Origin of the sequence: Bradyrhizobium sp. CCGUVB14, from assembly GCF_024199935.1 — a bacterium.
Classification (GTDB): domain Bacteria; phylum Pseudomonadota; class Alphaproteobacteria; order Rhizobiales; family Xanthobacteraceae; genus Bradyrhizobium.
The window spans coordinates 5,697,399-5,723,628 of sequence record NZ_JANADS010000001.1 but is presented as its reverse complement, the minus strand read 5'-3'; the positions used below and the strand labels follow the sequence as shown (position 1 = coordinate 5,723,628).

The following is a 26,230-nucleotide window of genomic DNA, read 5'->3' as shown; positions in this document are numbered from 1 at the left end:
GCATGTCGCGTCGATGACATTGGAACTGCTGAAGAGTCTTGTTTCAAAGGGTTTCCGCGCACGCCTCGCTAAACTTTCATTAATGTAGCGCGGCCCTTTGAGGTGAACTGTGGCGTCGAGGTTACAGCAATTCCGACGATCGCTGTTATGACGACGCCATGGCCCGGGGGCCTAATGACGAAACTGGAACGGGATTAATATGAACAAGAACATGTTGCTCGCTGCTGTGAGCCTCGTCGCGATCAGCGCGACTGCACCGGCGCTGGCTGCTGACCTCGCTGCGCGGCCCTACACCAAGGCGCCGGCGATGATCGCGACCGTCTATGACTGGAGCGGCTTCTACATCGGTATCAACGGCGGCGGCGCTTCCGCGCACACGACCTGGAATCAGACCGCTCCGCTGGTTGGCGGCGAGGGTTCCCACAACGCCACGGGCGGCACGGTCGGTGGTCAGGTCGGCTATCGCTGGCAGTCGGCACAGTGGGTGTTCGGTCTGGAAGGCCAGGGCAACTGGGCTGACTTCTCCGGCGATAATCTCAGCGCTCTGACCGGCTTCACCGATCGCTCGAAGATCGATTCGTTCGGTCTGCTCACCGGTCAGGTCGGTTACGCCTGGAACAACGTCCTGCTCTACGCGAAGGGCGGTGCGGCTGTGGTTGGCACCAAGAACGAGCTGCGCGCTGCCGGCGCGACGTTTGCTTCGGTCAACGACACCCGTTGGGGCGGCACCGTCGGTGCTGGCCTCGAGTTCGGCTTCGCTCCAAACTGGTCGGTTGGCGTCGAGTACAACCACATCTTCCTGTCGGGCAAGGATGTCACCTTCACCGGCGTCCAGACCGACCACATCAAGCAGGACGTCGACATGGGTCTCGTCCGCCTGAACTACAAGTTCGGCGGCCCGATCATCGCGAAGTACTGAGCAAAGTACCGAGACTGATCGCTTCGAGAGAGGCGATCATCGAAAGCCCCGGCCTTACGCCGGGGCTTTTTTGTTGTGCGAATTCAGCGAGTTAACCATTTCAATTTGAAGCACCTGAGTCGGCTTGACTCCCCGGAACGAAATGAGAACAATGTTCTTCATACGTTCTGGTGATGGAGCAAGCCATGTTCAGGATTTTCGTGGAAGAAGCCGCTGCACTGACGTCGATCGCGCTGTTCGTCGGGATGATCGCGATCTGGGCCCAAGTCATCCCGCAGCTGTGATCCCGCAGCTCTAGCCAAGCGGGTCGCTTGGGGAAAAGCAGGATGAGGCGGCCGATCGGCGGCTGCGGCGTGGACTCTGGCGCGGCGAGCCCCCACCATTGTGAGGCGAGTCGGCCGGGCGATGCAGGGGATGCCTCCACTGCCGGCGACCGCTCCAACGCATCTCACAAGAGGCCGTTACGCGACCATGCCGAGCGCCGGATTTGTCCACCTTCACGTTCACTCGGCCTATTCGCTGCTCAAGGGCTCGATCAAGATCGCCAAGCTCGCCGAGCTTGCGAAGAAGGATCATCAGCCGGCGCTGGCACTGACCGACACCGACAATCTGTTCGGTGCGCTCGAATTCTCCGACAAGCTGGCGGGGTCCGGCATCCAGCCGATCGTCGGCCTGGAGCTCGCGATCGATTTCGGCGACCAGGATCCCAACGCGCGCAACGCGCTGCCGCCTTCGCGCGTGGTGCTGCTGGCCGCCCAGGAACGCGGCTACCGCAGCCTGATGCGGCTGAATTCGCGCGCGTTCCTCGAATCGCCCGACAGCCACGCACCGTTCATCAAGTTCGACTGGTTCGACGGCGAGACCGAGGGACTGATCGCGCTGACCGGCGGTCCGGACGGGCCGATCTCGCTGGCGCTGGCGGCGGGGCAGGCCGAGATCGCGGCCACGCGCTGTGAGCGTCTCGTCGGCCTGTTCGGCGACCGCCTCTATGTCGAATTGCAGCGCCACAACATCGACAAGGAACGGCGCATCGAGAGCGGGCTGATCGACATCGCCTACGCGAAGGGCCTGCCGCTGGTCGCGACCAACGAACCGTATTTCGCGTCGACCGACGACTACGAGGCGCACGACGCGCTGCTCTGCATCGCCGGCGGCCGGCTGATCGCCGAGACCGAGCGCGAGCAGCTCACGCCCGATCACCGCTTCAAGACCCGCGCCGAGATGGCGGTGCTGTTCGCCGACATTCCGGAAGCGCTGGCGTCTACAGTGGAGATCGCCGAGCGCTGCTCGTTCCGCCCGATGACGCGCAAGCCGATCCTGCCGTTCTTTACCGTCGGTGCCGCCGGCAGCTCCGATGCGGCTTCGGTCGAAGCGGCCGAGCTGAAGCGACAAGCGGAGGAGGGGCTCGCCAATCGCCTGCGCGTGCACGGCCTGTCGCAGGGCATGACGGAGGAGGACTACAACAAGCGTCTGGCGTTCGAGCTCGACGTCATCATGCGCATGAAGTACGCCGGCTACTTCCTGATCGTGTCCGACTTCATCAAATGGGCAAAGAGCCAGGGCATTCCGGTCGGACCGGGCCGCGGCTCCGGCGCAGGCTCGCTGGTCGCGTGGGCGCTGACCATCACCGACCTCGACCCGATCAAGTTCGGTCTGCTGTTCGAGCGCTTCCTCAATCCCGAGCGCGTCTCGATGCCGGACTTCGACATCGACTTCTGCCAGGATCGCCGCGGCGAGGTGATCAGGTACGTCCAGGAGCGCTACGGTCGCGACCAGGTCGCGCAGATCATCACCTTCGGTACGCTGCAGGCACGCGGCGTGCTGCGCGACGTCGGTCGCGTGCTGCAGATGCCGTACGGCCAGGTCGACAAGCTCACGAAGCTCGTGCCGCAGAATCCAGCCGCGCCGGTGACGCTGGCGGCTGCGATCGAGAGCGAGCCGAAACTCCAGGCGTTCCGCGACGAAGACCCGGTGGTGGCGCGTGCCTTCGACATCGCGCAACGCCTCGAGGGCCTGACGCGGCACGCTTCGACCCACGCGGCCGGCATCGTGATCGGCGATCGCCCCCTGAGCGAACTCGTGCCGATGTACCGCGATCCGAAGTCGGACATGCCGGTGACCCAGTTCAACATGAAATGGGTCGAGCCGGCCGGCCTCGTGAAGTTCGACTTCCTCGGCCTGAAGACGCTGACCGTGCTGGACGTCGCGTGCAAGCTGCTCAAGCCGCGCGACATCCATGTCGATCTCGCGACGCTGCCGATCGACGATGCCGAAAGCTATCAGATGCTGGCGCGCGGCGAGGTGGTCGGCGTGTTCCAAGTTGAAAGCCAGGGCATGCGCCGCGCGCTGGTCGACATGCGTCCTGACCGTTTCGAGGACATCATCGCGCTGGTCGCGCTGTATCGCCCGGGCCCGATGGCGAACATCCCGACCTATTGCTCGCGCAAGCACGGCGACGAGGAGCCGGAATATCTGCATCCCGTGCTCGAGCCGATCCTGAAAGAAACCTTCGGCGTCATCATCTACCAGGAACAGGTGATGCAGATTGCGCAGGTGATGTCGGGCTATTCGCTCGGCGACGCCGACCTGCTGCGCCGCGCCATGGGCAAGAAGATCCGCGCCGAGATGGACAAGCAGCGCGACATTTTCGTCGCCGGCGCGGTGAAGAACGGTGTGCCGAAGGGGCAGGCCGAGACCATCTTTGAGCTGCTGGCGAAATTCGCCGACTACGGCTTCAACAAGAGCCACGCGGCGGCCTACGCGCTGGTGTCCTACCACACCGCCTACATGAAGGCGCATTATCCGGTGGAGTTCATCGCGGCGTCGATGACGCTCGATCTCAACAACACGGACAAGCTCTCCGAATTCCGCTCCGAGGCGCAGCGCCTCGGCATCAAGGTCGAGCCGCCGAATATCAATCGCTCCGGCGCGACCTTCGAGGTCGGCGACAAGGTCATCTACTACGCGCTCGCCGCGCTGAAGGGCGTCGGCATCCAGGCGATCGACCAGATTATCGAGGAGCGGACCAAGCGCGGCCTGTTCACCTCGCTCGCCGACTTCGCCGCGCGGGTCAATCCGCGTGCGATCAACAAGCGCATCATCGAAAGTCTCGCCGCCGCCGGCGCCTTCGACACGCTGGAGCCGAACAGGGCGAGGGTCTTCGCCGGTGCGGATTCGATCCTGGCGGCGTGCCAGCGCGCGCATCAGGCCGAGACCATCGGCCAGAACGACATGTTCGGCATGTCAGCGGACGCGCCGACCATCATGCTGCCGCAGATCGAGCCCTGGCTGCCGGCCGAAAAGCTCCGTCGCGAATACGACGCCGTCGGCTTCTTCCTGTCGGGCCATCCGCTCGACGATTACGCCATGGTGCTGAAGCGGCTGCGGGTGCAAAGCTGGGCGGAATTTTCGCGCGCCGTGAAGACAGGTGCGACCGCCGGAAAGGTCGCGGCCACCGTGGTGTCGCGCATGGAGCGGCGCACCAAGACCGGCAACAAGATGGGCATCATGGGACTGTCCGATCCCACGGGTCATTTCGAGGCCGTGCTGTTCTCCGAGGGCCTCGCGCAATATCGCGACGTGCTGGAGCCGGGCGCCGCCGTGCTGCTGCAGCTCGGCGCCGAATTGCAGGGCGAGGATGTCCGCGCCCGCGTGTTGCATGCCGAGCCGCTGGACGACGCCGCGGCCAAGACGCAGAAGGGCCTGCGCATCTTCGTGCGTGACACCAAGCCGCTGGACTCGATCGCCAAGCGCCTGGCCGGACCGGAGGGCGCGAATGGCGCCGCGCCAAAGGTCGGCAGTCCCGGCATCGCACCGCGCGGTAACGGCGACGGTGAAGTTTCGCTGGTGATGATGCTCGACCTCGAGACCGAGGTCGAGATGAAGCTGCCCGGCCGCTTCAAGGTCTCGCCGCAGATCGCGGGCGCCATCAAGGCGGTGGCTGGCGTGGTGGACGTGCAGCAGATCTAGCCTTGCTGCTGCGACCGTATGATCGGTCTGGTGGATCCGATCCTGCCATTGCAACCAAGCGATGTTTCCGGCTAGCATGCCTTTCGGGGAATGAAGTTCGGGGGCGTGATGCTATTGCGTGGGCTGGTGCTGCTCGTGGCCGCGGCGTTGCTGTGCGGCTGTGAGACGACTGCGAGAAGCGGGCTGGATTATTCGGAAACGCTGCGGAAGATCGGGCCACCGAAAGCGGGGCAGGCGCGCATCGTGGTGTTTCGTGAAAAAGGCTTTGGCGGTCTTGCCGATGCGGGCTGGGGATTCAAGCTCGATGGCACGCCGCTCTCGGGGCTGAAGACCGGGACTTATGTCTATGCGGATCGTCCGGCGGCAGGGCCGCATTGGTTCGTGGCGGAGGAGCCGGGCTTTCCCGGCGTCACGCATGTCGAGTTTTCCGCGCGGCCAGGCGAGACCTTGTTTTTTGTCGCCCGCGTGAGCGAGCGCAAGAATGCCGTGATCGCAAATGCGAGTACGGGGGTGTTGGGCTATGGTCTGACGCTCGCGATGACCTCCGGCTACAAGAACCAGGGTCCCGTTGATTTCCTGGCGCTGGACGAAACCGCCGCGCGAACCACGATCGCCGAGCTGAAGCTGGCCGACGCCCAGTAGGCGCGGAGCAGGGCCTTCAGAGTTCGTGACGCCGTCGCAGCCGGAATGTAGAGTATTGGGGCTGCACTGATCCCGCTGGAACGGCCGAGGAAGCGAACGATGTGCGAGAAATGCTCCGAAGATCGCTTGAGTCACACGGGGCCGTCGCGCCGATCCGCGATGCGGCTCGCTGTCGCTGCGCTGGGCACCGCCGTCGCCGACCAAGCCTTCACCAGCCAAGCCTTCGTCAGCCAAGCCTTCGCCAAGGAGCACAAGGCCCCGCCCAAACCGCAGAACGTGCTGTCGCCGGATGCGGCACTGAAGCGGCTGACGGAGGGCAATGCGCGCTACGTCGAGGGCGTGGCGCGGCGCCACGATTTCAAGCATGAGCGCGAGGCGCTGGCCGGCGGGCAGAATCCGTTCGCGGCGGTGCTGAGCTGCGCGGACTCGCGCATCGCGCCGGAATATGCCTTCGACACCGGCCGCGGCGATCTCTTCGTCTGCCGCGTCGCCGGCAATTTTGCCGGCACCGAAACCATCGCCAGCCTGGAATACGCGGTCGCCGTGCTCAACACGCCGCTGATCCTCGTGCTCGGCCATGATGCCTGCGGCGCGGTCGATGCGACGCTGAAGGCGATCAAGGACAACACATCGCCGCCGGGACACATTCCTTCGCTGGTCGATGCGATCGCGCCGGCGGCGAAAGCTGCGATGCAGCAGGGTGGAGACGTGCTCGACAAGGCGATCCGGCAGAACGTGATCGACAATGTCGGCAAGCTGAAGTCGGCCGCGCCGATCCTCAATGCGGCGGTGGAACAGGGCAAGCTCAAGGTCGTCGGTGGAATCTACCGGCTGACGACGGGAACGGTCGATCTGATCGCGCAGGGCTGAACGAATAGACCGGCCCTCGCTCGGTTTTGGCCGCAAGGCTTACGCGGAGCTGACGCAACATGCCGGGATCGGCGGGCGTCATGCCGCCGCCTCAATCCGAGCCTTTCGTGACAAAGTGTTTCGTTCAAGTACCATTCAGCTGGCAGCGCGTTTCATACGCGTTGGCACCTCAACAACAAAAACGGCAGGCAAGCCATGCGTGGGACGCTCAGAATCTTTATCTGCCTTCTCCTTCCGATCGTGGCCATTGCCGCGGGCGCGCTGCGGCCGGCGTTTGCACAGCAGCAGGAAAAGCGCATCGCGCTCGTGGTCGGCAACGGCGCCTATTCGAAGTCGCCGCTGGCAACCACCGCGAACGATGCCGGCCTGATCGCGCAGACGCTGCAGGCGGCAGGCTTCGACGTGGTCGGCGCGCGTGACCTCGACGGCGACACGCTGCGCAAGAGCTTGCGCGATTTCATCCAGAAGGCGCAGGCCTCGGGCCCCGGCACCGTCGCGATGATCTATCTGTCCGGCTATGGCGTGCAGCTCGCCGGTGAGAACTATTTCATCCCGGTCGATTCCAACATCGCGCGCGACACCGACATTCCGACCGAGGCACTGCGCATCAGCGACTATGCCCGCCAGCTCGCCGCGATCCCGCTCAAGGCCAACATCGTCGTGCTCGACGCGGCGCGCGCGCAGCCCTTCATCGAGGGCGGCCAGCAGCCGATCGCGAGCGGCCTGGCGCTGGTCGAACCCGATCCGAACATGCTGATCGCCTTCAACGCCGCGCCCGGCACGGTGGCGCCGGAAGAGCCGGGGCCATACGGCATCTATGCGCAATCGCTCGCCGAGATGATCCGCACCGGCGGGCTGTCGTTGCCGGAAGTGTTCGACCGCGTTCGCCTGCGCGTCAACGAGACCTCCAAGGGCGCGCAAGTTCCGTGGGACGACCAGAAGATCACCGCGCAGTTCGCCTTCTTCGAGCGCGCCCCGGATGCGCCGCCGCCGCAGGCCGCGCCCGACCAGGTCGCCGCCATCCGCAACAAGCCGATCCGCGATCTCGGCGTGCAGGACGCCTATGCGGCCGCACTCGAGCGCGACACGCTGCCGGCCTATGAGGAATTTCTCGCCGCTTATCCCGGTGATCCCATGGCCAAGCGCGTGATGGCGATCGTGGCGGCGCGCCGCGAGGCGATCACCTGGCGGCGGTCCTATCGCGCCGATACGCCGGACGCCTATTGGTCGTATCTGCGCCGCTATCCGAGCGGGCCGCATGCGGGTGATGCGCGTCGGCGCCTGGCGATCCTGACCGCGCCGCTCGAGCCGCCGCCGACCTTTGCGATGATGGACTATGACGTGCCGCCACCGCCGCCGGCGGAGGTGGTCTATGTCGACCGTCCGGTGCTGTATTTCAGCGACCCCGATTTCGGTTTCGCGCCGCCGCCGCCGCCGCCGGTCTATTTCTGTCCGCCGCCGCCGCCGGATTTCGTGGTGTTGGCACCGCCGCTTGCCGTCGTCGGGCTGTTCGTGCTGCCGCAGCCGGTGTTCGTGCCGATCCCGGCGTTCTACAGCCCGCCGGTCTATGTCGCGCCGCCGCCGAACAACATCATCTTCAACAACATCCACAACACCACGGTCATCAACACCGTGATCAACCGGCCCGTGCCGCCGCCGCCGGCCGGTAACGTCACGGCCGCCGTATCCGTTGCCGCGGGCACGACCAACGCGGGCGCCGTCACCCATGTCCCCAGGATCGTTCAGGACAAGGCACTGTCGTTTCAGAAGAACCCGACCCAGCCGCTCAATGCGAGCCAGCAGGCCTTCGTCCAAAACCCGACGGCCAAGCCGGGAACGATCGTTCCGACGAAGGCCAATCTCGCGCCGAACAATGCGGCGACGTCAACGCCGCTCCAGGGCCATGCGCTGCCGCTTCCCGACACGAAGACGGCACCCGTATCGTCCGGGACCGGAGCGCAGCCGGGAGTCCAAACGCCGAAAGTTGGGGGCGCTCCGACCACGACGACGCCGGTCGGCGGCACTCCGCAAATGCATCCCAATACGGCAACGGCGCCGACCAACACGACCGCTCCGGCCAACGCCGCGGCCAAGCCACCCGTGACACAGACGCCCGTGACCGGCGTGACGGATCCGCATGCAAAATCGCTGGCGCATGAGCCGGCGGTGACCTCGCCAACCACGAGCCCTGCGGGCAAGCCAACGGTGACCACCAACGTGACCAATGGCAATCCGACGCAGCCGTCGCCGCCGGTCGGTGTGCGGGAGACGCTCAAGCCGCAGGGGCAGCGGCCAATAACACCAACGCCCGCGCAGGTCACAAGGCAGCCACCGCCGCCACCACCGCATCCGCAGGCGGTCGCAAGACCGGCAACGTCTCCGCCGCCGCGGGTGGCCGCGCCTCCGCCGAGGGTCGCCGCGCCGCCACCACCACCGCGGCCGCCCGTTGCCGCCGCGCGGCCGGCGCCGCCGCCTGTCGCCCGTCCGGCGCCGCCGCCACCGCCGCCCCGGGTGGCTGCGGCCCCGCCGCGGCCGCCGGCACCGCCGCCGCGGCCAGCGGCTCCGGCCCCGAAAAAATGCCCGCCGAACCAGCCAAAGTGCTAGCGGGCAGGGCGGAAATCCCGGAATGGGCCTTTCGCGGGCGGTAAAAGCCCCGAAAGGCCCTTATTTCCTTGCTTCTGGCCGAAATGGCGCTATATAGCGCCGCATCTCACACGGAAGCATGGCTCACAAGGCCGTCCGGTGGCAGCCGGGGCGACAACGCTCCGTCTTGCTCACACGCTTCCGGAGGAACCAACCGGAGAATTAGAACGATGGCACTACCCGATTTCACTATGCGTCAGCTGCTCGAAGCTGGCGTGCACTTTGGTCACCAGTCTCATCGCTGGAATCCGAAGATGGCTCCGTTCATTTTCGGCGCCCGCAACAACATCCACATCGTCGACCTCGCCCAGACCGTGCCGATGCTGCACACGGCCCTCCAGGCCGTCAGCGACACGGTTGCCAAGGGCGGCCGCATCCTGTTCGTCGGCACCAAGCGCCAGGCGCAGGACGGTGTTGCGGACGCAGCCAAGCGCTGCGCGCAGTATTTCGTCAATTCGCGCTGGCTCGGCGGCACGCTGACCAACTGGAAGACGATCTCGGCCTCGATCAAGCGCCTGCGTCACCTCGATGAGGTTCTCGCCGGCGGCGAAGCCAATTCCTACACCAAGAAGGAGCGCCTGACGCTTCAGCGCGAGCGCGACAAGCTCGATCGCTCGCTCGGCGGCATCAAGGACATGGGCGGTCTGCCCGACCTGATCTTCGTGATCGACACCAACAAGGAAGACATCGCGATCCAGGAAGCCCAGCGGCTCAACATTCCGGTCGCTGCGATCGTCGACACCAACTCCGACCCGAAGGGCATCACCTACGTGGTGCCGGGCAATGACGACGCCGGTCGCGCGATCTCGCTGTATTGCGACCTGATCGCGCGTGCCGCGATCGACGGCATCTCGCGCGCCCAGGGCGATTCCGGCATCGACATCGGTGCCTCGGCCCGTCCGGTCGCCGAAGAGCTGCCGGCTGCTGGCGGCTTCCAGGGCCTCGCCGGCCCGCGCGGCACCGCCGACGACCTCAAGAAGCTCCCGGGCGTGTCGGGCGCGATCGAGAAGAAGTTCAACGACCTCGGCATCTTCCACTACTGGCAGCTCGCCGAGCTCGATCACGACACCGCGCACAAGATCGGCGAAGAAGTCGGTCTGCCGAGCCGCGCGGACGCTTGGGTCGCCAAGGCCAAGGCGCTGACCGCGGAAGCGGAATAGTCAAAAAGAGCGATGGGTTGGCCGGATAGGATCCGGCCACCATTTTCATTCAGTTGACGCGAATTCCTGAGATGGACCGCGGCGGGGCAATTGGAGCCGCGCCGCGGCGAACCGGCAGGCAAGAAGGATTTTCAACGATGGCAACGATCACTGCTGCGATGGTCAAGGATCTGCGCGAGTCCACCGGCGCAGGCATGATGGACTGCAAGGCCGCGCTGACCGAGAACGACGGCAACATGGAAGCGGCGCAGGATTGGCTGCGCAAGAAGGGCCTGTCGAAGGCCGCCAAGAAGTCGGGCCGCGTCGCGGCCGAGGGTCTCATCGGCGCGCTCACCAAGGGCACCAAGGGCGTCGTGGTCGAGGTCAATTCCGAGACCGACTTCGTCGCGCGTAACGGCCAGTTCCAGGGCCTGGTCAAGATGGTCGCCCAGGTCGCTTTCGACGCCGGCGCCGACGTCGAGAAGATCAAGGCCGCCAAGGTCGGTGACGTCACGGTGGAAGCCGCGATCAACGACGCGATCGCCACCATCGGCGAGAACATGACGCTGCGTCGCGCCGCTGCGCTCGAAGTGAGCCAGGGCGTGGTGTCGAGCTACGTCCACGGTGCGGTCGTCGACGGCGCCGGCAAGATGGGCGTGATCGTGGCGCTGGAATCGCCCGGCAAGGCCGACGAGCTCGCAGCGCTCGGCCGCCAGATCGCGATGCATGTCGCCGCCGCCAACCCGCTCGCGCTCGAGCCGTCCGGTCTCGATCCGGCGGTCGTCAAGCGCGAAAAGGACGTGCTCGCCGACAAATATCGCCAGCAGGGCAAGCCGGAGAACGTGATCGAGAAGATCGTCGAGTCCGGTCTGAAGACCTACTACAAGGAAGTCTGCCTGCTCGAGCAGGCCTTCATCCACGACACCGGCAAGTCGGTGGCGCAGGCGGTGAAGGAAGCCGAAGGCAAGGTCGGCGGCGCCGTGAAGATCGCGGGCTTTGTGCGCTATGCTCTCGGTGAGGGAATCGAGAAGCAGGAATCGGACTTCGCGGCTGAGGTCGCGGCGGCCAGCGGCAAGAAGTAAGCGCCGGAACGTTCCTTCCGGCGTGCCGCCGGAAGCGGCGCCCGGACGAGGAAAGTGCTCATGACTGATCCGGTCTATCGTCGCGTCGTGATCAAGCTGTCCGGCGAATACCTCGCGGGACAGCAAGGCTTTGGCATCGATCAGCCGACAATGGACCGGGTTGCGGACGATCTGATCGCCGCCCGTCAGCTCGGCACCGAGGTTGCGGTCGTGATCGGCGGCGGCAACATCTTTCGCGGCGTCGAGGTGTCCTCCCGCGGCGTGTCGCGCCCGACCGGCGACACCATGGGCATGCTTGCGACCATGATGAACTGCCTCGCGCTCGAAGCGACGATCGAGCGCAAGGGTACGCCGGCGAGGGCTCTCTCGGCGTTCGTCATGCCCGAGGTGTCCGAGCTGTTCACCCGCGCGGCGGCGCACAAATACCTGGCCGAAGGCCGGATCCTGCTGCTTGGCGGTGGAACCGGCAATCCGTTCTTCACCACGGACACGACGGCGGTGCTGCGCGCCGCCGAGATCGGTGCCCAGGCGGTGCTGAAGGCGACCAATGTCGACGGCGTGTACTCGGCCGATCCGAAGAAGGACCCGTCCGCCACGCGATTCGACCGGCTGACGCATTCGCAGGCCATCGAGGGCGGCTACAAGGTGATGGATGCGACCGCCTTCGCACTTGCCCGCGAGACGTCGCTGCCTATCATCGTATTTTCGATCGCGGAGCCCGGTTCGATCGGCGCGATTCTACGCGGCGCCGGCCACGGGACGATCGTCGCCGGCTGACGGCTCATCTGCGCGCCCGAGGGAAGGGCGGCGAGGTGAGGTCGCCGGGATATTGAAGGAGAAACGTGATGGCCACGGGTAATTTCGATCTCAACGAAGTGAAGCGCCGCATGCAGGGCGCGGTGGCGTCGCTCAAGCACGAGCTTGGCGGCCTGCGTACGGGCCGCGCGTCGGCATCGATGCTCGATCCGGTGCAGGTCGAGGCTTATGGCAGTCACATGCCACTCAATCAGCTCGCCACCGTCAGCGTTCCCGAGCCGCGCCTGATCTCGGTGCAGGTCTGGGACAAGACGATGGTGAAGCCGGTCGAGAAGGCCATCGTCGATTCAAATCTCGGCCTGTCGCCTGCGACCGAAGGCCAGGTGCTGCGCCTGCGCATTCCCGAGCTGAACGAGGAGCGCCGCAAGGAACTGGTCAAGGTCGCGCACAAATACGCCGAAGCCGCCAAGGTGGCTGCGCGACACGTCCGTCGCGACGGTCTCGATGTCCTGAAGAAGCTCGAGAAGAATCACGAGATGTCGGAGGACGATCAGAAGCGTCACGCCGATGAGGTGCAGAAGGCGACCGACGGCACCATCACCGAGATCGACCAGCTGCTCGCCGCCAAGGAAAAAGAAATCCTCACCGTTTAAGGCTTCTTTTCCATGTCCAACGCCGCCGCGCCCGCAACGGAAGGACCAGACCGGTCCGAGGCGCCTGCGCATGTCGCCATCATCATGGATGGCAACGGGCGCTGGGCGGCTGCGCGCGGCCTGCCGCGTGCGGAGGGACATCGCCGCGGTGTCGAGGCGCTGCGCCGCGTGGTGCGTGCCTCCCACGAGCTCGGCATCCGCTATCTCACCATCTTCTCGTTCTCCTCGGAGAACTGGTCCCGCCCGGCGAGCGAGATCGGCGATCTCTTCGGTCTGCTCCGGCGTTTCATCCGCAACGACCTCGCGAGCCTGCATCGCGACGGCGTCAAGGTTCGCATCATCGGCGAGCGCGACGGGCTCGAGGGCGACATCTGCTCGCTGCTCAACGAGGCCGAGGAATTGACGCGCGACAACACGCGCCTCACGCTCGTCGTCGCCTTCAACTACGGCTCGCGGCAGGAGATCGCGAAGGCGGCGCAGAAGCTCGCGCGCGAAGTCGCAGACGGCAGCCGCGATCCTGCCTCGATCGATGCCGATGCGCTCGGCGCTCATCTCGACGCGCCCGACATTCCCGATCCCGACCTCATCATCCGCACCAGCGGCGAGCAGCGCCTGTCCAACTTCCTGATGTGGCAGGCCGCCTATAGCGAGCTCGTGTTCGTGCCGGTCCACTGGCCCGATTTCGACAAGGCGGCGCTCGAAGGCGCGATCGCCGAATTCGCCAGGCGTGAGCGCCGTTTCGGCGGCCTGGTCGCGAAAACCGTCTCGTGAGCGAACCCGGCGCCGAAGCCGCGGGCGCGAAGCCTGCCCCGAGCAATTTCGTGATGCGAGTCCTCGCAGCGCTGGTCCTGGCGCCGCTGACCATTGCGGTCGCTTACGCCGGCGGCTGGCTGTGGGCGCTGCTCGTCACCCTGGTGTCGATCGGACTGTTCGCGGAGTGGCTGATGGTGGTGGGCGCCGGCTCGGCCGCGCTGACCGGGGCAGGGACGATCGTCATCGCCATGATGGGGGCCAGCGTTGCCTTCGGTGGACTGAAGACCGCGGTTGTCACCGGCTGTGTCGGCGGCGCGATCGTGACGCTGATCGCCCGGGGCAAGTTCGTCTGGGCCGCGACCGGCTTTGCCTATGCAGCGGCGGCGCTGCTCGCCTCGATCCTGGTGCGGAAGGATCTCGTCAACGGCTTCTCCGCGCTGATGTTCGTGCTGCTCGTGGTGTGGGCGACCGATATCGGCGGTTATTTCGCCGGCCGCGGCATCGGGGGACCGAAGCTGTGGCCGCGCGTCAGCCCGAAGAAGACCTGGGCCGGCGCGTTCGGCGGTTTTGCCGCGAGCCTTGCGATTGCGGCCGGTTTTGCCGCATTCGGCCTCGGAAAAGCGGTTCCACTGCTGTGCGTCAGCGCCATCCTGTCGGTGGTCTCGCAAGCGGGCGATCTGTTCGAATCCGCGGTGAAAAGGCGCTTTGGCGTCAAGGATTCCAGTCACTTAATTCCCGGCCATGGCGGACTTCTGGACCGCCTGGACGGCTTTGTCGCCGCCATCCTGGTGGCATGGATTATCGGCTTTCTCCGCCATGGTGTGCATAGCGCCGGAAGCGGTCTTATGGTTTGGTGAGGATATGAGCGCAGTCCCTTTGCGTAACAACAAGCCGGCTGCGGCCGACGTCCGCAGCGTCACGGTGCTCGGTGCCACCGGCTCGATCGGCGACAGCACGATGGATCTGCTGCGCGCCTCGCCCGAGCGCTATCGCGTCGAGGCCCTGACCGCGAACAGCAATGTCGAGGCGCTGGCGAAGCTTGCGAAGGAATTTTCCGCGCGCTTCGTCGCGATCGCCGATGCCTCCAAGCTCGCCGAGCTCAAGTCCGCACTCGCCGGCACGAGCACCGAATGCGGCGCCGGCGAAAGCGCGGTGATCGAGGCGGGCGCGCGTCCGGCCGATTGGGTGATGGCGGCGGTGAGCGGCGCGGCGGGACTGAAGCCGGCCTTGGCTGCGGTCGATCGCGGCGCGCATGTCGCGCTCGCCAACAAGGAATGCCTGGTTTGCGCCGGCGATTTCTTCATGCAGCGCGCGGCGAAAGCGGGCGCCTGTATCTTGCCGGCCGATTCCGAGCACAACGCGCTGTTCCAGGCGCTGGCATCGGGCAATCGCGACGAGCTGGTTCGCGTCATCATCACCGCCTCCGGCGGTCCGTTCCGCACCTGGAAGCCGGCCGACATCGAGCAGGCGACGCTCGAACAGGCCCTGAAGCACCCGAACTGGAGCATGGGCCAGAAGATCACGATCGATTCCGCCTCGATGATGAACAAGGGGCTCGAGGTGATCGAGGCGTCGTATCTGTTCGCGCTGGCGCCCGACGAGATCGACGTCCTGGTGCATCCGCAGTCGATCATTCACGGCATGGTCGAGTTCTCCGACCGCTCGGTGATGGCGCAGCTCGGCTCGCCGGACATGCGCACGCCGATTGCCCATTGCCTCGGCTGGCCCGACCGCATCAAGGGACCGGCGGCCAGGCTCGATCTGGCCAAGATCGGTCAACTGACCTTCGAGGCACCGGATTTCGAGCGGTTCCCCGGGCTTCGCCTGGCGTTCGATTCGCTCCGGCACGGGAAGGGGGCGACCACGGTCTACAACGCCGCCAACGAGGTCGCGGTCGCGGCCTTCATCGCTGGCAAGATCCGGTTCGGCGCCATTGCGCGACTGGTCGAGGCGACGCTGGAGGACTGGATCCGGGGCGGGAACCAGGGCCCCATGACCTCGGCGGACGACGCAATATCCATTGACCATGTTTCTCGAAATAAAGCTGCCGCCCTATTGCCTCAAATTGCCTTAAAGGCATCCTAGGTAGTTCGGGGCCAGGGCCTAGCGGCGCTGGGTGAGGGAATTCGATGATCGACTTTTTTACCCATAGTTTCAATACGTTGAGCCATGGGCTCCTCGGCTACGTCGTTCCCTTCCTGTTTGTCCTGACCATCGTCGTGTTCTTCCACGAGCTCGGCCATTTCCTGGTCGCGCGCTGGGCCGGCGTTCGGGTGTTAACCTTTTCGCTCGGTTTCGGACCTGAGCTGGTTGGTTTCAACGACCGCCACGGCACGCGCTGGAAGATCTCGGCGATTCCGCTCGGCGGCTACGTCAAGTTCTTCGGCGACGAAAGCGAGGCTTCGACCCCGTCGGCCGAGACGCTCGCGGCCATGACGGCCGAGGAGCGCGCCGGCAGCTTCCACCACAAGAAGGTCGGCCCGCGCGCCGCCATCGTCGCGGCCGGTCCGATTGCCAATTTCATCCTCGGCGCACTGATTTTCGCGGGGATGGCCCTGTATTACGGCAAGCCGAGCACGATCGCGCGCGTCGACGGCGTCGTCGCCGACGGTGCTGCGGCCACTGCCGGCTTCAAGATCGGCGACGTCGTCGTGCAGATCGACGGCAAGCCGATCGAGAGCTTCGCCGACATGCAGCGGATCGTCGCGACGAACGCCGGTTCGGCGCTGGCCTTCCAGGTGAAGCGGGATGGCGCGATCGTGTCGCTGACCGCGACGCCGGCGCTGCTCGAGCGCAAGGATCCGTTCGGCAACAGCCACAAGGTCGGCGTGCTCGGCGTCGAGCACAAGTCCCAGGCCGGTGAGGCCTCGACCGCGCCGGTCGGTGTCGGCGAGGCGCTCAAGATCGGGGTGGAGCAGGTCTGGTTCATCATCACCAGCACCTTCAAGTTCCTGGGCTCCTTGTTCGTGGGCCAGGGCAATCCGAACGAGGTCAGTGGCGTTCTCGGCATCGCCAAGATGTCGGGGCAGGCGGCGAGCGCCGGGTTCCAGTTTGTGATCAATCTGTGCGCCGTGCTGTCGGTCTCAATCGGACTTCTGAACCTGTTTCCGATCCCGCTGCTCGATGGCGGCCACCTTATGTTCTATGCAGCCGAAGTCGTGCGCGGCCGTCCGCTGTCCGAGCGGACCCAGGAGATGGGCTTCCGAATCGGACTGGGCCTTGTGCTGATGCTGATGGTGTTTGCGACCTATAACGACATCCTGCGGATGGCGGCTTCCTGATAGGGGCTTTTTTGTGGCGTTGCTGTTGAGCAACGTCTTGGAATGAAATTGAAATTGCGGCGCGCTCGGCCGTTTGCGGCGTCGGTGAAATTGGCTACAAGCGGCTAGAACTTGGGGAATCTCCCAGACCGGCTTTGGGGTTGGGTCTGGTACGTTGATAAGGGCGCGTTGCGCATGAAGTTTGGACTGCGACTCCGGGGGGGCTTGCTCGCAACCCTGATCTTGTTCGGCGCGCCGGTGTTTGCCCCGGTTGGGGCTGGTTTTGTGTCTTCGTCTGCGCTCGCTCAGACCGTGCAGTCGATCTCCGTCGAGGGGAATCGCCGTGTCGAGGTGGAGACGATCCGCTCCTATTTCAAGCCCGGCCCCGGTGGTCGCCTCGATCAGGGCGCCATCGATGACGGCCTCAAGGCGCTGATCGAAACCGGCCTGTTCCAGGACGTGAAGATCAACCGCGGCGCAGGCGGTCAGATCGTCGTCTCCGTGGTGGAAAACCCGGTGATCGGGCGCATCGCGTTCGAAGGCAACAAGAAGATCAAGGACGAGCAGCTCACCGCCGAAGTCCAGTCCAAGGCCCGCGGCACGTTCTCGCGCGCCATGGTGCAGTCGGACACGCTGCGAATCGCCGAAATCTATCGCCGCTCCGGCCGTTATGACGTGACCGTCACGCCGGAGATCATCGAGCAGCCGAACAACCGCGTCGATCTCGTCTTCACGGTCAACGAAGGTGCCAAGACCGGCGTCAAGTCGATCGAGTTCGTCGGCAACAACGCGTTCTCGTCCTACCGCCTCCGGGACGTCATCAAGACCCACGAATCGAACCTGCTGAGCTTCCTCTCAAGCGGTGACATCTACGATCCGGACCGCGTCGAGGCAGATCGTGACCTGATTCGCCGCTTCTACCTGAAGAACGGCTTCGCCGACGTTCAGGTCGTGGCCGCGCTCACCGAATACGATCCGGAGAAGAAGGGCTTCAACGTCACCTTCAAGATCGAGGAAGGCCAGCAATACCGCGTTGGCTCCGTCGATTTCCGCACCAGCATCCCGAACTTCGACCCGAGCACGCTGCGGAGCTTCTCGCGCGTCAATGTCGGCTCGCTCTATAACGTGGAATCGGTGGAGAAATCGGTCGAGGACATGCAGATCGAGGCGTCGCGCCGCGGCTATGCCTTCGCAGTGGTGCGTCCGGGCGGCGACCGCAATTTCGATGCGCACACCGTCGCCGTCGTGTTCAACGTCGACGAAGGCCCGCGCACTTATATCGAGCGCATCAACATCCGCGGAAACACCCGCACCCGTGACTACGTGATCCGTCGCGAGTTCGACCTGTCCGAGGGCGATGCCTACAACCGTGCGCTGGTCGATCGCGCCGAGCGCCGCCTGAAGAACCTCGACTACTTCAAGACCGTGAAGATCACGACGGAGCCGGGCTCGTCCAGCGATCGCGTGGTCCTGATCGTCGATCTCGAGGAGAAGTCGACCGGCGACTTCTCGGTGTCCGGCGGTTACTCCACGACCGACGGTGCGCTGGCCGAAGTCTCGGTCTCCGAGCGCAACCTGCTCGGCCGCGGTCTGTTCGCCAAGGCGTCGGTCACCTACGGCCAGTACGCCCGCGGCTATTCGCTGTCGTTCGTCGAGCCGTACCTGCTCGACTACCGGGTCGCGCTGGGCCTCGACCTCTATCAGCGCACCCAGCTGTCCAACAGCTACATCTCCTACGGCACCAAGACGCTGGGCTTCAGCCCGCGCCTCGGCTTCCAGCTGCGCGAGGATCTCTCGCTCCAGCTGCGCTACTCGATCTACCGGCAGGAAATCACGCTGCCGTCCAACCTGGCGAACTGTAACAACGTGCTCGGCTCGTCGGCGTTCAACCCGAGCCCGGCCTTCGCTGCCGTCAATGGCATTGATCTGACCTCGACCAACGGCCTCGGCTGCTACGGTGATGGTGAAGCGTCGCTCCCGGTCCGCAAGGAACTTGCGGGCGGCAAGACGCTGACCTCGGCGCTTGGCTACACGCTGACCTACAACACGCTGGACAACAACAAGAACCCGACCGACGGCCTGCTCGTCGACTTCAGGCAGGACTTCGCCGGCGTCGGCGGCGACGTCTCCTACCTGAAGACCGTGGCCGATGCGAAGTACTACCAATCGCTGGTGTCGGACCTCGTCGGTGTGGTCCATCTTCAGGGCGGTGTCCTGAACAAGGTCGGCAGCAGCGATCTGCGCATGCTGGATCACTTCCAGATGGGTCCGAACCTCGTCCGCGGCTTCGCGCCGAACGGCATCGGTCCGCGCGACTTGAATCCCTATGGTACGCAGGACGCAATTGGCGGCACCAAATATTGGGGCGCTTCGCTGGAATTGCAGATGCCGTTCTGGTTCCTTCCGAAGGAAGTGGGTCTGAAGGGCGCTGTCTACGCCGACGCCGGCGGTCTCTTCGACTATCAGGGCCCGACGACGTGGTCGTTGACCAACGAAATGACCACGACCAAGAACTCGAACTGCACGCCTTCGACCATCAACCCGGCTACGACCGGAACTTGTACCGGCCTGGTGTATGACAATGGCAATGTGGTCCGGTCGTCGGTCGGTGTCGGTCTGATCTGGGCCTCGCCGTTCGGTCCGCTGCGCTTCGACTACGCAGTGCCGCTCACTAAGGGCAAGAATGACCGCGTGCAGGAATTCCGGTTCGGCGGCGGCACCTCGTTCTAATTCGATCAACAGGGCATGATGATCTGGCCCCCTTGGGAGTTCCCTTCCGGGAATTCCCTGGGGGTTGATCGCCAAAAAGATCACGCTCAATCCATGAGATAAGGCATGATGCGGCCTGATCGCTTCATGCCGAAGCCGGACCGCGACGGGGTGGAATGGCGCAGCCGACCTTCTTCAAAAAGCCGCCGGCCTCGACGCTGGCCGACATCGCCGCGCTGACCAAGGCGCAACTGGTCGACCCTGCCAGGGGCGGTCATGTCATCACCGGACTTGCTTCGCTGGACGAAGCCGGCCCGATGCATTTGGCGTTCTTCGACAACCTCAAATACGCCGATGAGCTCAAGGCGACCAAGGCTGGCGCCTGTCTGGTGAGCCCGCGCTTCGAGGCCCAGGTGCCCGCGCACGTGGCCGTGCTGCGGGTGGCGCAGCCGTTCCGTGCCTTTGTCGGGATCGCCCGGGAATGGCATGGCGATGCGCTGCGCCCACAGTCCTGGTTCGGCAATGACGGCATTGCGCCATCGGCCATCATCGACCCGTCGGCGCGGCTGGAGGACGATGTCATCGTCGAGCCGCTGACCGTTATCGGTCCGGATGTCGAGATCGGCAGCGGCACCGTGATCGGCGCCGGCGTGGTTCTTGGTCCGGGCGTCAAGATCGGGCGGGACTGCAATGTCGGAGCCCGCACGGCAATCCAGTGCGCACTGATCGGCAACAACGTGCTGATCCACCCCGGCTGCTCGATCGGCCAGGACGGCTACGGCTTCATCTTCTTCGGCCCCGAAGGGCATCTGAAGGTGCCCCAGACCGGCCGCGTACTGATCCAGAACAATGTGGAAGTCGGCGCCGGCACCACCATCGATCGCGGCTCCCTGCGGGACACCATGATCGGGGAGGGCACCAAAATCGACAATCAGGTCCAGATCGGCCACAATGTGACGATCGGCCGGAACTGCCTGCTGGCGGCCCAGATCGGGCTCGCGGGCAGCCTGACGATCGGCGACAACGTGGCGCTGGGAGCAAAGGTTGGCATCAACAATCACCTCAAGATCGGTGATGGGGCCCAGGTCACCGCGATGAGCGGGGTCAAGGACGACATCCCGCCGAATGGTCGCTGGGGCGGATTTTTTGCCAAGCCGACCAAACAATGGTTCAAGGAAATTATCGCGGTGGAGCGCCTGGTACGCGACAGCAAGGCCGATCCGAAGGACGAGGGACGGGAATGACGGCGGAATCACCTGTGAAATTCGAGCTGGTGGATATCAATGCGATCCTCCAGACGCTGCCGCACCGCTTTCCGATGCTCCTGATCGACCGGGTGATCAACATCCGGGCCGATTACAGCGGCATCGGCATCAAGAACGTCACCTTCAACGAGCCGGCCTTCCAGGGCCATTTCCCCGAACGTCCGGTCTATCCGGGCGTGATGATGATCGAGGCGATGGCGCAGACCGCCGGCGTGATCGGCATCAAGTCGGTCGAGGGCACCGAGAAGCCGCGCGCGGTGTATTTCCTCACCATCGACAAGTGCAAATTCCGCAAGCCCGTGCTGCCCGGCGACACCATCGAGTATCACATGCGCTCGGTTGGCCGCCGCAAGGCGATGTGGTGGTTTCACGGCGATGCCAAGGTCAATGGCCAAGTCGTCGCCGAAGCCGATGTCGGCGCCATGTTGACCGACTGATTGGGGCGCGCCGCCCGTTCAAGTGTTGGATGAGGTCGTTGATGCAGTGGCGTGGCTTCTTCAGCCGCTCTCTGAAACACGCCGAGATCATACGTCACTGGACAGATCGGGCGCAGTCGCGCTAACCACCGGAAAGCCGAGCAAGTTCAACACATAGTCAGACCTTCTTGATTAGTAAGATCGCTTGATGAGTAAGATCGACCCCACCGCACGGGTGGAAGACGGCGCCGTGATCGGCGAGGGCACCGAGATCGGGCCCTTTTGCATCATTGGTCGCAACGCCCGGATCGGGGCCAATTGCAAGCTGCTCGGACAGGTCACCGTCATCGGCCATACCTCGGTCGGGGACAATTGCGTGATCTCGCCGTTCGCGGTGCTCGGCGGCGCGCCGCAGGACCTCAGCTACAAGGGCGAGCCGACCACGCTCGACATCGGTTCAGGCTGCACCATCCGCGAAGGCGCGACCATGAACGTCGGCACCGTCAAGGGCGGCGGCAAGACGCGCGTCGGCAACGACGGCTACTTCATGAACAACAGCCATGTCGGCCACGACTGCATGGTCGGCAACAACGCGATCTTCGCGACTTCGGCGACGCTCGGTGGCCATTGCGAGATCGGCGATGCCGTCTATATCGGCGGACTGTCCGCGGTGCACCAGTTCACGCGCATCGGCTCCTATGTGATGGTCGGCGGCCTCTCGGGCGTGCGCGACGACATCATCCCGTACGGGCTCGCCAACGGCCAATATGCGGTGCTGGAGAGCCTCAACCTCATCGGCATGAAGCGGCGCAAATTCACCCGGCAGCGCCTCGCAACCGTGCGTGCATTCTACCAGAAACTCTTCCATGGCCCTGGCACGTTCGCCGAGCGGCTGGAGGCGGTGCGGTCCCTCGAGAGCGAAGATCCGGCGATCGCCGAAATCCTCGGCTTCATCGGCAAGGGCAAGCGTCCGCTCTGTCTTCCCACCATCGAGAAGTGACGCCGGGATGGCCGCGGACATGACATCGGCGGCTCCAGGGATTTTATCACCGGTCGGTGTCGTCGCCGGCGGTGGTGCGATGCCGTTCGCGGTGGCCGAGTCGCTTGCGGCGCGCGGCATTACGCCGGTGCTGTTTCCGTTGCGAGGCGCCTGCGATCCGGTGCAGGCGGAGAAATTCCGCCATCGCTGGATCTCGGTCGGACAGCTCGGCCGCGCTATGCGGCTGTTCCGCGAGGAAGGCTGCCGCGACCTGATCTTCATCGGCACCCTGGTGCGGCCTTCGCTCACGGAGATCCGGTTCGACTTCACGACGTTGCGGCTGCTCGGCAACGTCATCCGCGCCTTCCGCGGCGGCGACGATCATCTGCTGTCCAGTGTCGGGCGCATTCTCGAGCAAGGCGGCTTTCGCATGGTCGGCATCAAGGACGTCGCGCCCGACCTGCTGATGCCCGAGGGCTGCATCACGCGCGCCTGGCCGGCCGACAATGCCAAGGGCGACATCGAACGCGGACGCGCGGTGCTTACCGCGCTCGGTCCGTTCGACATCGGGCAGGCCGCCGTGGTGATCGACGGCCATGTGGTGGCTGTCGAGGACATCGAGGGCACTGATGCGCTGCTGGCGCGCGTGGCGCGGCTGCGCGAGGAGGGCCGTATCCGTGCCGCCACGGGGCGTGGCGTGCTGGTGAAGGCGCCGAAGAGCGACCAGGATCTTCGCTTCGACCTGCCGACGATCGGCGCGCGCACGATCGAGGGCGTCGCCAAGGCCGGCCTTGCCGGTGTCGCCGTCATCGCCGGCAACACCATCGCCGCCGAGCCGCAGGCGATGATCGGGCTCGCCGACGCCAAATATCTCTTCGTCGTCGGTCTGCCCGCGTGATGCAGACCCGCAATCCCAAACGGAAGATCTTCCTGATCGCGACGGAGGAATCCGGCGACCGGCTCGGCTCGGCGCTGATGAAGGTGCTGCGCCAGCGCCTCGGCGACGGCGTGCAGTTCGAGGGAGTCGGCGGCCGCACCATGGCACGCGAGGGGCTCGAGACGCTGTTTCCCATCGAGGAGCTGTCGATCGTCGGCTTTGCCGCGGTGATGCAGCAACTGCCGAAGATCCTGCGATTGATCCGCGAGACCGCGGATGCCGTGACCGAGTCCGCGCCCGACGCGCTGGTCATCATCGACAGTCCCGATTTCACCCATCGTGTTGCGCGCCGCGTGCGCGCGAAGAATCCGGCGATCCCGGTGATCGACTACGTCTCGCCCTCGGTCTGGGCCTGGCGGCCGGGCCGTGCGCGCGCGATGCTCGGCTATGTCGATCACGTGCTGGGTTTGCTGCCGTTCGAGCCGGAGGAGTACCGCAAGCTGAAAGGGCCGCCCTGCAGCTATGTCGGCCATCCCCTGATCGAGCAATTGCCGTCGCTGCGTCCGAACCCCGACGAGCAAAAGCGACGCGCCGGCGAGCCGCCGGTGTTGCTGGTGCTGCCGGGCAGCCGCCGCAGCGAGATCCGGCATCATCTCGGCCTGTTCGGCGCCGCGCTCGGGCGATTGCAGGCCGAGGGCCGCGCGTTCGAATTGATGCTGCCGACGATGCCGCATCTCGAAGCCACGGTCCGCGCGGGCGTGGCGACCTGGCCGGTCAAGCCGCAGATCGTCGTCGGCGAAGCCGAGAGGCGCGCTGCATTCCGGATCGCGCGCGCGGCGCTGGCGAAATCCGGCACGGTGACGCTGGAGCTCGCGCTGTCGGGCATTCCGATGGTGACGGCCTATCGCGTCGGCGCGATGGAGGCCTTCATCCTGCGCCGCGCGATCCAGGTCTCTTCGGTGATCCTCGCCAATCTCGTGATCGGCAAGGACGTGATCCCCGAATTTTTGCAGGAAGACTGTACGCCGGAGAAGCTCGCAGCCGCATTGTCCGAGGTGCTGGCGGAGACACCGATGCGCAAGCAACAGGTCGAAGCCTTCGCGCAGCTCGACACCATCATGTCGACCGGCAATAAATCGCCGAGCGTGCTCGCCGCCGACATCGTGCTCGCGACGATGCGGAAGGGGCGGCAGACGAGCCAGGGATAGAGTCGCCGACGCCACTATCTCATCTGGACGACGACCTTTCCCTTCGCTCGTCCCTGGCCGAGATATGAAAGCGCGTCCTTCGCCTGTTCGAACGGAAAAACCTTGTCGATCACCGGCCGGATGCTTTCCGCTTCGAGAAGCCCGCCAATCTCCGCGAGCCGGCTGCCGTCTGGACGCACGAACAGGAACGAATAGGCGACGCCGCGTCTGCTGGCGAGGCGAATGATCTTGCGGCTGAGAAGCCCGAACACCAGCACCATGAGAAAGTTCATGCCACGGGCGCGCGCGAATGCGGCGTCCGGCGGTCCGACCAGCGAGACGACGGTGCTCCCGGCCTTCAATATCCGAAGCGATTTTTCGATCGCATCGCCCCTGACGGTGCCCAGTACGGCGTCGTAGTTTCGGAGCACGTCCTCAAATTGATGCGTCTTGTAATCGACCACCTCGTCGGCCCCGAGGCTCCGCACGAGGTCGATGTTCCCGGTGCTCGTTGTCGTCCCGACTTTTGCCCCGAAATATTTCGCGAGCTGGATTGCGAACGTGCCGATGCCGCCGGCGCCTGCCGGGATGAACACCTTCTGGCCGGGCTTGAGTTGTGCTCGCTCCTTGAGGGCCTGCCACGATGTCAGGCCGACCATCGGGATCGAGGCCGCTTGCACGAAGTCCAGATTTGCCGGTTTGGGCGCGGCGGCGCTTTCGGGCACACGCGCGAGTTCGGTGAGTGCGCCGGTGCCGCTCAGGTCGAAGATACTGGCGAACACGGCATCGCCCGGCTTGAAGCGGGTCACGCGGCTTCCGACTTCCACCACGACACCAGACAGATCGCTGCCCATCGTGGCTGGTAGCTGAAGCGGGAGGACGGGCTTGAACAGTCCTTTCGCAATCATGTTGTCGACAGGATTCAAGCCGGCCGCGTGGACCTGAACGAGAAGCTCATCCGGTCCAGGCTGTGGCCGGGGAATGTCAGCGAAGGTGACTTGGTCGGGTTTGCCGTAGCGCTTTAAGACAAGTGCTTTCATGTGATGCTGTTTCGAAGATTTTGTGGGAGCGGCTGTATGGGGCGGTGGCTCGTTCATCCCGTCAGAAAGCTCGGGCGGGGCGGGAGGCCACGACATGCCTGGCGTCGAGCCCCAGGTCCTTTCGAATCCCGGCATCTACCAAGCCGGCAGGCGCAAATCTGCGAAGGAAGCGCAGCCGCTTGGCGAGCTTGCCGGCCGCGTAGCGGACCTTCGGGTTTGCCGCGTCGGCCGCCGTGAGCACGGTTTCGGCCACGACGCCCGGAAGCTCGGCCGTCGCCATCACCTCCTTCACCCTCCTGTTCACGCCCGCACGAGCTTTGCGGTACTCATCGAGCTTGGCATCCGGCTCCATGAAGTTCGTGTCGAATGGCGTCTTCGTGTACGCGGGCTCGATGACCGAGACCCGGATGCCCCGGGTGCGTAGCTCGTGGTCCAGCGATTCCGAATATCCCTCCACCGCGTGCTTGGTCGCGGCATAGAGCGCGCCGTAAGGCATCGGCAGGAAGCCGAGGACAGATCCGACGTTGATGATGCGACCGCTGCCCTGGCGTCGCATGTGCGGCACGACAGCGCGCGTCATCCGGACCAGCCCGAAAAAGTTGGTTTCGAAGATCGACCGCGCCTGATCGATCGAGCTCTCTTCGGCGCCGGCGGGGGCGACGCCGAAGCCGGCATTGTTCACGAGCACATCGATGCCGCCATCGCGCCGCACCACTTCGCTTACGGCAGCCTCCACTGATTCATCGCTGGTCACATCGAGGGGCAGCATCTCGAACGATCGCTGGCCTGTCTGGGCTCCCCGTCTGCTGGTGCCGTAGACCTTGTAGCCGGCCTTCGCGAGCCGCTCCGCGGTGGCTTCGCCGATGCCCGACGAGGCGCCGGTCACCAGAGCAATCTTCCCTCTAAACTGAGCCATCTACTTCTCCTGGCGGCCCCGGACGGGGTTGCGCGATCAAATCCGCCGCGGGCGAGGGCTTCGGCCACGCGGATCCGGTCGGATGATTTTTTTGATTACGGTCGTAATCATTTAATAAGATGACGATCGTAACTATATTTGTCAAGATCACTCTG

At 64.9% G+C, this 26,230-nt stretch carries 21 protein-coding genes; 19 read left to right on the top strand and 2 right to left on the bottom strand.

Annotated features, from left to right (window positions below; genetic code table 11):
• The first annotated feature begins 199 nt into the window (after positions 1-199).
• The 19 genes from NLM32_RS26700 to lpxB all read left to right on the top strand — a co-directional run bounded on the left by NLM32_RS26700 (position 200) and on the right by lpxB (position 24,140).
• Positions 200-919, top strand: a complete 720-nt coding sequence (locus NLM32_RS26700) for an outer membrane protein (RefSeq protein WP_254131816.1) — start codon at positions 200-202, stop codon at positions 917-919.
• A 471-nt stretch (positions 920-1,390) separates the two neighbouring features.
• Entirely contained in the window at positions 1,391-4,888 is a 3,498-nt protein-coding gene (dnaE, locus tag NLM32_RS26695) for a DNA polymerase III subunit alpha (protein ID WP_254131815.1), read from the top strand.
• Between the two features lie 108 nt (positions 4,889-4,996).
• Positions 4,997-5,530, top strand: a complete 534-nt coding sequence (locus NLM32_RS26690; protein WP_254135429.1) for a hypothetical protein — start codon at positions 4,997-4,999, stop codon at positions 5,528-5,530.
• 99 nt (positions 5,531-5,629) lie between these two features.
• Complete coding sequence (locus NLM32_RS26685; RefSeq protein ID WP_254131814.1) at positions 5,630-6,400, top strand: carbonic anhydrase; 771 nt, start codon at positions 5,630-5,632, stop codon at positions 6,398-6,400.
• A 195-nt stretch (positions 6,401-6,595) separates the two neighbouring features.
• Positions 6,596-9,004, top strand: a complete 2,409-nt coding sequence (locus tag NLM32_RS26680; RefSeq protein ID WP_254131813.1) for a caspase domain-containing protein — start codon at positions 6,596-6,598, stop codon at positions 9,002-9,004.
• Between the two features lie 209 nt (positions 9,005-9,213).
• A complete protein-coding gene (locus NLM32_RS26675) occupies positions 9,214-10,203 on the top strand; it encodes a 30S ribosomal protein S2 (protein WP_254131812.1) in 990 nt (329 codons plus the stop codon).
• 137 nt (positions 10,204-10,340) lie between these two features.
• On the top strand, positions 10,341-11,264 hold the full coding sequence (gene tsf / locus NLM32_RS26670; RefSeq protein ID WP_254131811.1) for a translation elongation factor Ts: 924 nt from the start codon (positions 10,341-10,343) through the stop codon (positions 11,262-11,264).
• 60 nt (positions 11,265-11,324) lie between these two features.
• Complete coding sequence (gene pyrH / locus NLM32_RS26665) at positions 11,325-12,041, top strand: UMP kinase (RefSeq protein WP_254131810.1); 717 nt, start codon at positions 11,325-11,327, stop codon at positions 12,039-12,041.
• Between the two features lie 68 nt (positions 12,042-12,109).
• On the top strand, positions 12,110-12,673 hold the full coding sequence (frr, locus tag NLM32_RS26660) for a ribosome recycling factor (RefSeq protein WP_092229539.1): 564 nt from the start codon (positions 12,110-12,112) through the stop codon (positions 12,671-12,673).
• 12 nt (positions 12,674-12,685) lie between these two features.
• Positions 12,686-13,444 carry an isoprenyl transferase gene (locus NLM32_RS26655; protein WP_254131809.1) on the top strand — a complete coding sequence of 253 codons (759 nt, stop codon included), beginning with the start codon at positions 12,686-12,688 and terminating at the stop codon, positions 13,442-13,444.
• A gap of 53 nt (positions 13,445-13,497) precedes the next feature.
• Entirely contained in the window at positions 13,498-14,283 is a 786-nt protein-coding gene (locus NLM32_RS26650; RefSeq protein ID WP_254135428.1) for a phosphatidate cytidylyltransferase, read from the top strand.
• A gap of 4 nt (positions 14,284-14,287) precedes the next feature.
• Positions 14,288-15,511 carry a 1-deoxy-D-xylulose-5-phosphate reductoisomerase gene (dxr, locus tag NLM32_RS26645; RefSeq protein ID WP_254131808.1) on the top strand — a complete coding sequence of 408 codons (1,224 nt, stop codon included), beginning with the start codon at positions 14,288-14,290 and terminating at the stop codon, positions 15,509-15,511.
• A gap of 44 nt (positions 15,512-15,555) precedes the next feature.
• Positions 15,556-16,707, top strand: a complete 1,152-nt coding sequence (rseP, locus tag NLM32_RS26640; RefSeq protein ID WP_254131807.1) for an RIP metalloprotease RseP — start codon at positions 15,556-15,558, stop codon at positions 16,705-16,707.
• Between the two features lie 174 nt (positions 16,708-16,881).
• A complete protein-coding gene (gene bamA, locus NLM32_RS26635; protein WP_254131806.1) occupies positions 16,882-19,416 on the top strand; it encodes an outer membrane protein assembly factor BamA in 2,535 nt (844 codons plus the stop codon).
• Between the two features lie 155 nt (positions 19,417-19,571).
• Positions 19,572-20,639: a UDP-3-O-(3-hydroxymyristoyl)glucosamine N-acyltransferase gene (gene lpxD / locus NLM32_RS26630; protein ID WP_254131805.1), complete on the top strand. Its 1,068-nt coding sequence runs from the start codon at positions 19,572-19,574 to the stop codon at positions 20,637-20,639.
• Positions 20,636-21,097 (top strand): 3-hydroxyacyl-ACP dehydratase FabZ, encoded by a 462-nt coding sequence (gene fabZ, locus NLM32_RS26625; RefSeq protein ID WP_018320213.1) that lies wholly within the window; start codon positions 20,636-20,638, stop codon positions 21,095-21,097. Before lpxD ends, fabZ begins: the two co-directional genes overlap by 4 nt.
• 187 nt (positions 21,098-21,284) lie before the next feature.
• Positions 21,285-22,076, top strand: a complete 792-nt coding sequence (gene lpxA / locus NLM32_RS26620; protein ID WP_254131804.1) for an acyl-ACP--UDP-N-acetylglucosamine O-acyltransferase — start codon at positions 21,285-21,287, stop codon at positions 22,074-22,076.
• Positions 22,077-22,095: 19 nt separating this feature from the next.
• Entirely contained in the window at positions 22,096-22,953 is an 858-nt protein-coding gene (locus NLM32_RS26615; protein WP_254131803.1) for an LpxI family protein, read from the top strand.
• Positions 22,950-24,140, top strand: coding sequence for a lipid-A-disaccharide synthase (lpxB, locus tag NLM32_RS26610; protein ID WP_254131802.1), 1,191 nt, complete (start codon positions 22,950-22,952; stop codon positions 24,138-24,140). The genes NLM32_RS26615 and lpxB overlap by 4 nt, the downstream gene beginning before the upstream one ends.
• Before the next feature lie 14 nt (positions 24,141-24,154).
• On the opposite strand, the gene NLM32_RS26605 is transcribed toward lpxB, so the two are convergent.
• Together NLM32_RS26605 and NLM32_RS26600 are read right to left on the bottom strand one after the other, a co-directional pair.
• Entirely contained in the window at positions 24,155-25,159 is a 1,005-nt protein-coding gene (locus NLM32_RS26605; RefSeq protein WP_254135427.1) for an NADP-dependent oxidoreductase, read from the bottom strand.
• Between the two features lie 61 nt (positions 25,160-25,220).
• Positions 25,221-26,075, bottom strand: coding sequence for an oxidoreductase (locus NLM32_RS26600; RefSeq protein WP_254131801.1), 855 nt, complete (start codon positions 26,073-26,075; stop codon positions 25,221-25,223).
• Positions 26,076-26,230: the final 155 nt, after the last annotated feature.

Coding starts and splice junctions, on each gene's coding strand:
- NLM32_RS26700 (WP_254131816.1), top strand. CDS start 200: ATGAACAAGAACATGTTGCTCGCTGCTGTGAGCCTCGTCGCGATCAGC.
- dnaE (WP_254131815.1), top strand. CDS start 1,391: ATGCCGAGCGCCGGATTTGTCCACCTTCACGTTCACTCGGCCTATTCG.
- NLM32_RS26690 (WP_254135429.1), top strand. CDS start 4,997: ATGCTATTGCGTGGGCTGGTGCTGCTCGTGGCCGCGGCGTTGCTGTGC.
- NLM32_RS26685 (WP_254131814.1), top strand. CDS start 5,630: ATGTGCGAGAAATGCTCCGAAGATCGCTTGAGTCACACGGGGCCGTCG.
- NLM32_RS26680 (WP_254131813.1), top strand. CDS start 6,596: ATGCGTGGGACGCTCAGAATCTTTATCTGCCTTCTCCTTCCGATCGTG.
- NLM32_RS26675 (WP_254131812.1), top strand. CDS start 9,214: ATGGCACTACCCGATTTCACTATGCGTCAGCTGCTCGAAGCTGGCGTG.
- tsf (WP_254131811.1), top strand. CDS start 10,341: ATGGCAACGATCACTGCTGCGATGGTCAAGGATCTGCGCGAGTCCACC.
- pyrH (WP_254131810.1), top strand. CDS start 11,325: ATGACTGATCCGGTCTATCGTCGCGTCGTGATCAAGCTGTCCGGCGAA.
- frr (WP_092229539.1), top strand. CDS start 12,110: ATGGCCACGGGTAATTTCGATCTCAACGAAGTGAAGCGCCGCATGCAG.
- NLM32_RS26655 (WP_254131809.1), top strand. CDS start 12,686: ATGTCCAACGCCGCCGCGCCCGCAACGGAAGGACCAGACCGGTCCGAG.
- NLM32_RS26650 (WP_254135428.1), top strand. CDS start 13,498: ATGCGAGTCCTCGCAGCGCTGGTCCTGGCGCCGCTGACCATTGCGGTC.
- dxr (WP_254131808.1), top strand. CDS start 14,288: ATGAGCGCAGTCCCTTTGCGTAACAACAAGCCGGCTGCGGCCGACGTC.
- rseP (WP_254131807.1), top strand. CDS start 15,556: ATGATCGACTTTTTTACCCATAGTTTCAATACGTTGAGCCATGGGCTC.
- bamA (WP_254131806.1), top strand. CDS start 16,882: ATGAAGTTTGGACTGCGACTCCGGGGGGGCTTGCTCGCAACCCTGATC.
- lpxD (WP_254131805.1), top strand. CDS start 19,572: ATGGCGCAGCCGACCTTCTTCAAAAAGCCGCCGGCCTCGACGCTGGCC.
- fabZ (WP_018320213.1), top strand. CDS start 20,636: ATGACGGCGGAATCACCTGTGAAATTCGAGCTGGTGGATATCAATGCG.
- lpxA (WP_254131804.1), top strand. CDS start 21,285: ATGAGTAAGATCGACCCCACCGCACGGGTGGAAGACGGCGCCGTGATC.
- NLM32_RS26615 (WP_254131803.1), top strand. CDS start 22,096: ATGACATCGGCGGCTCCAGGGATTTTATCACCGGTCGGTGTCGTCGCC.
- NLM32_RS26605 (WP_254135427.1), bottom strand. CDS start 25,159: ATGAAAGCACTTGTCTTAAAGCGCTACGGCAAACCCGACCAAGTCACC.
- NLM32_RS26600 (WP_254131801.1), bottom strand. CDS start 26,075: ATGGCTCAGTTTAGAGGGAAGATTGCTCTGGTGACCGGCGCCTCGTCG.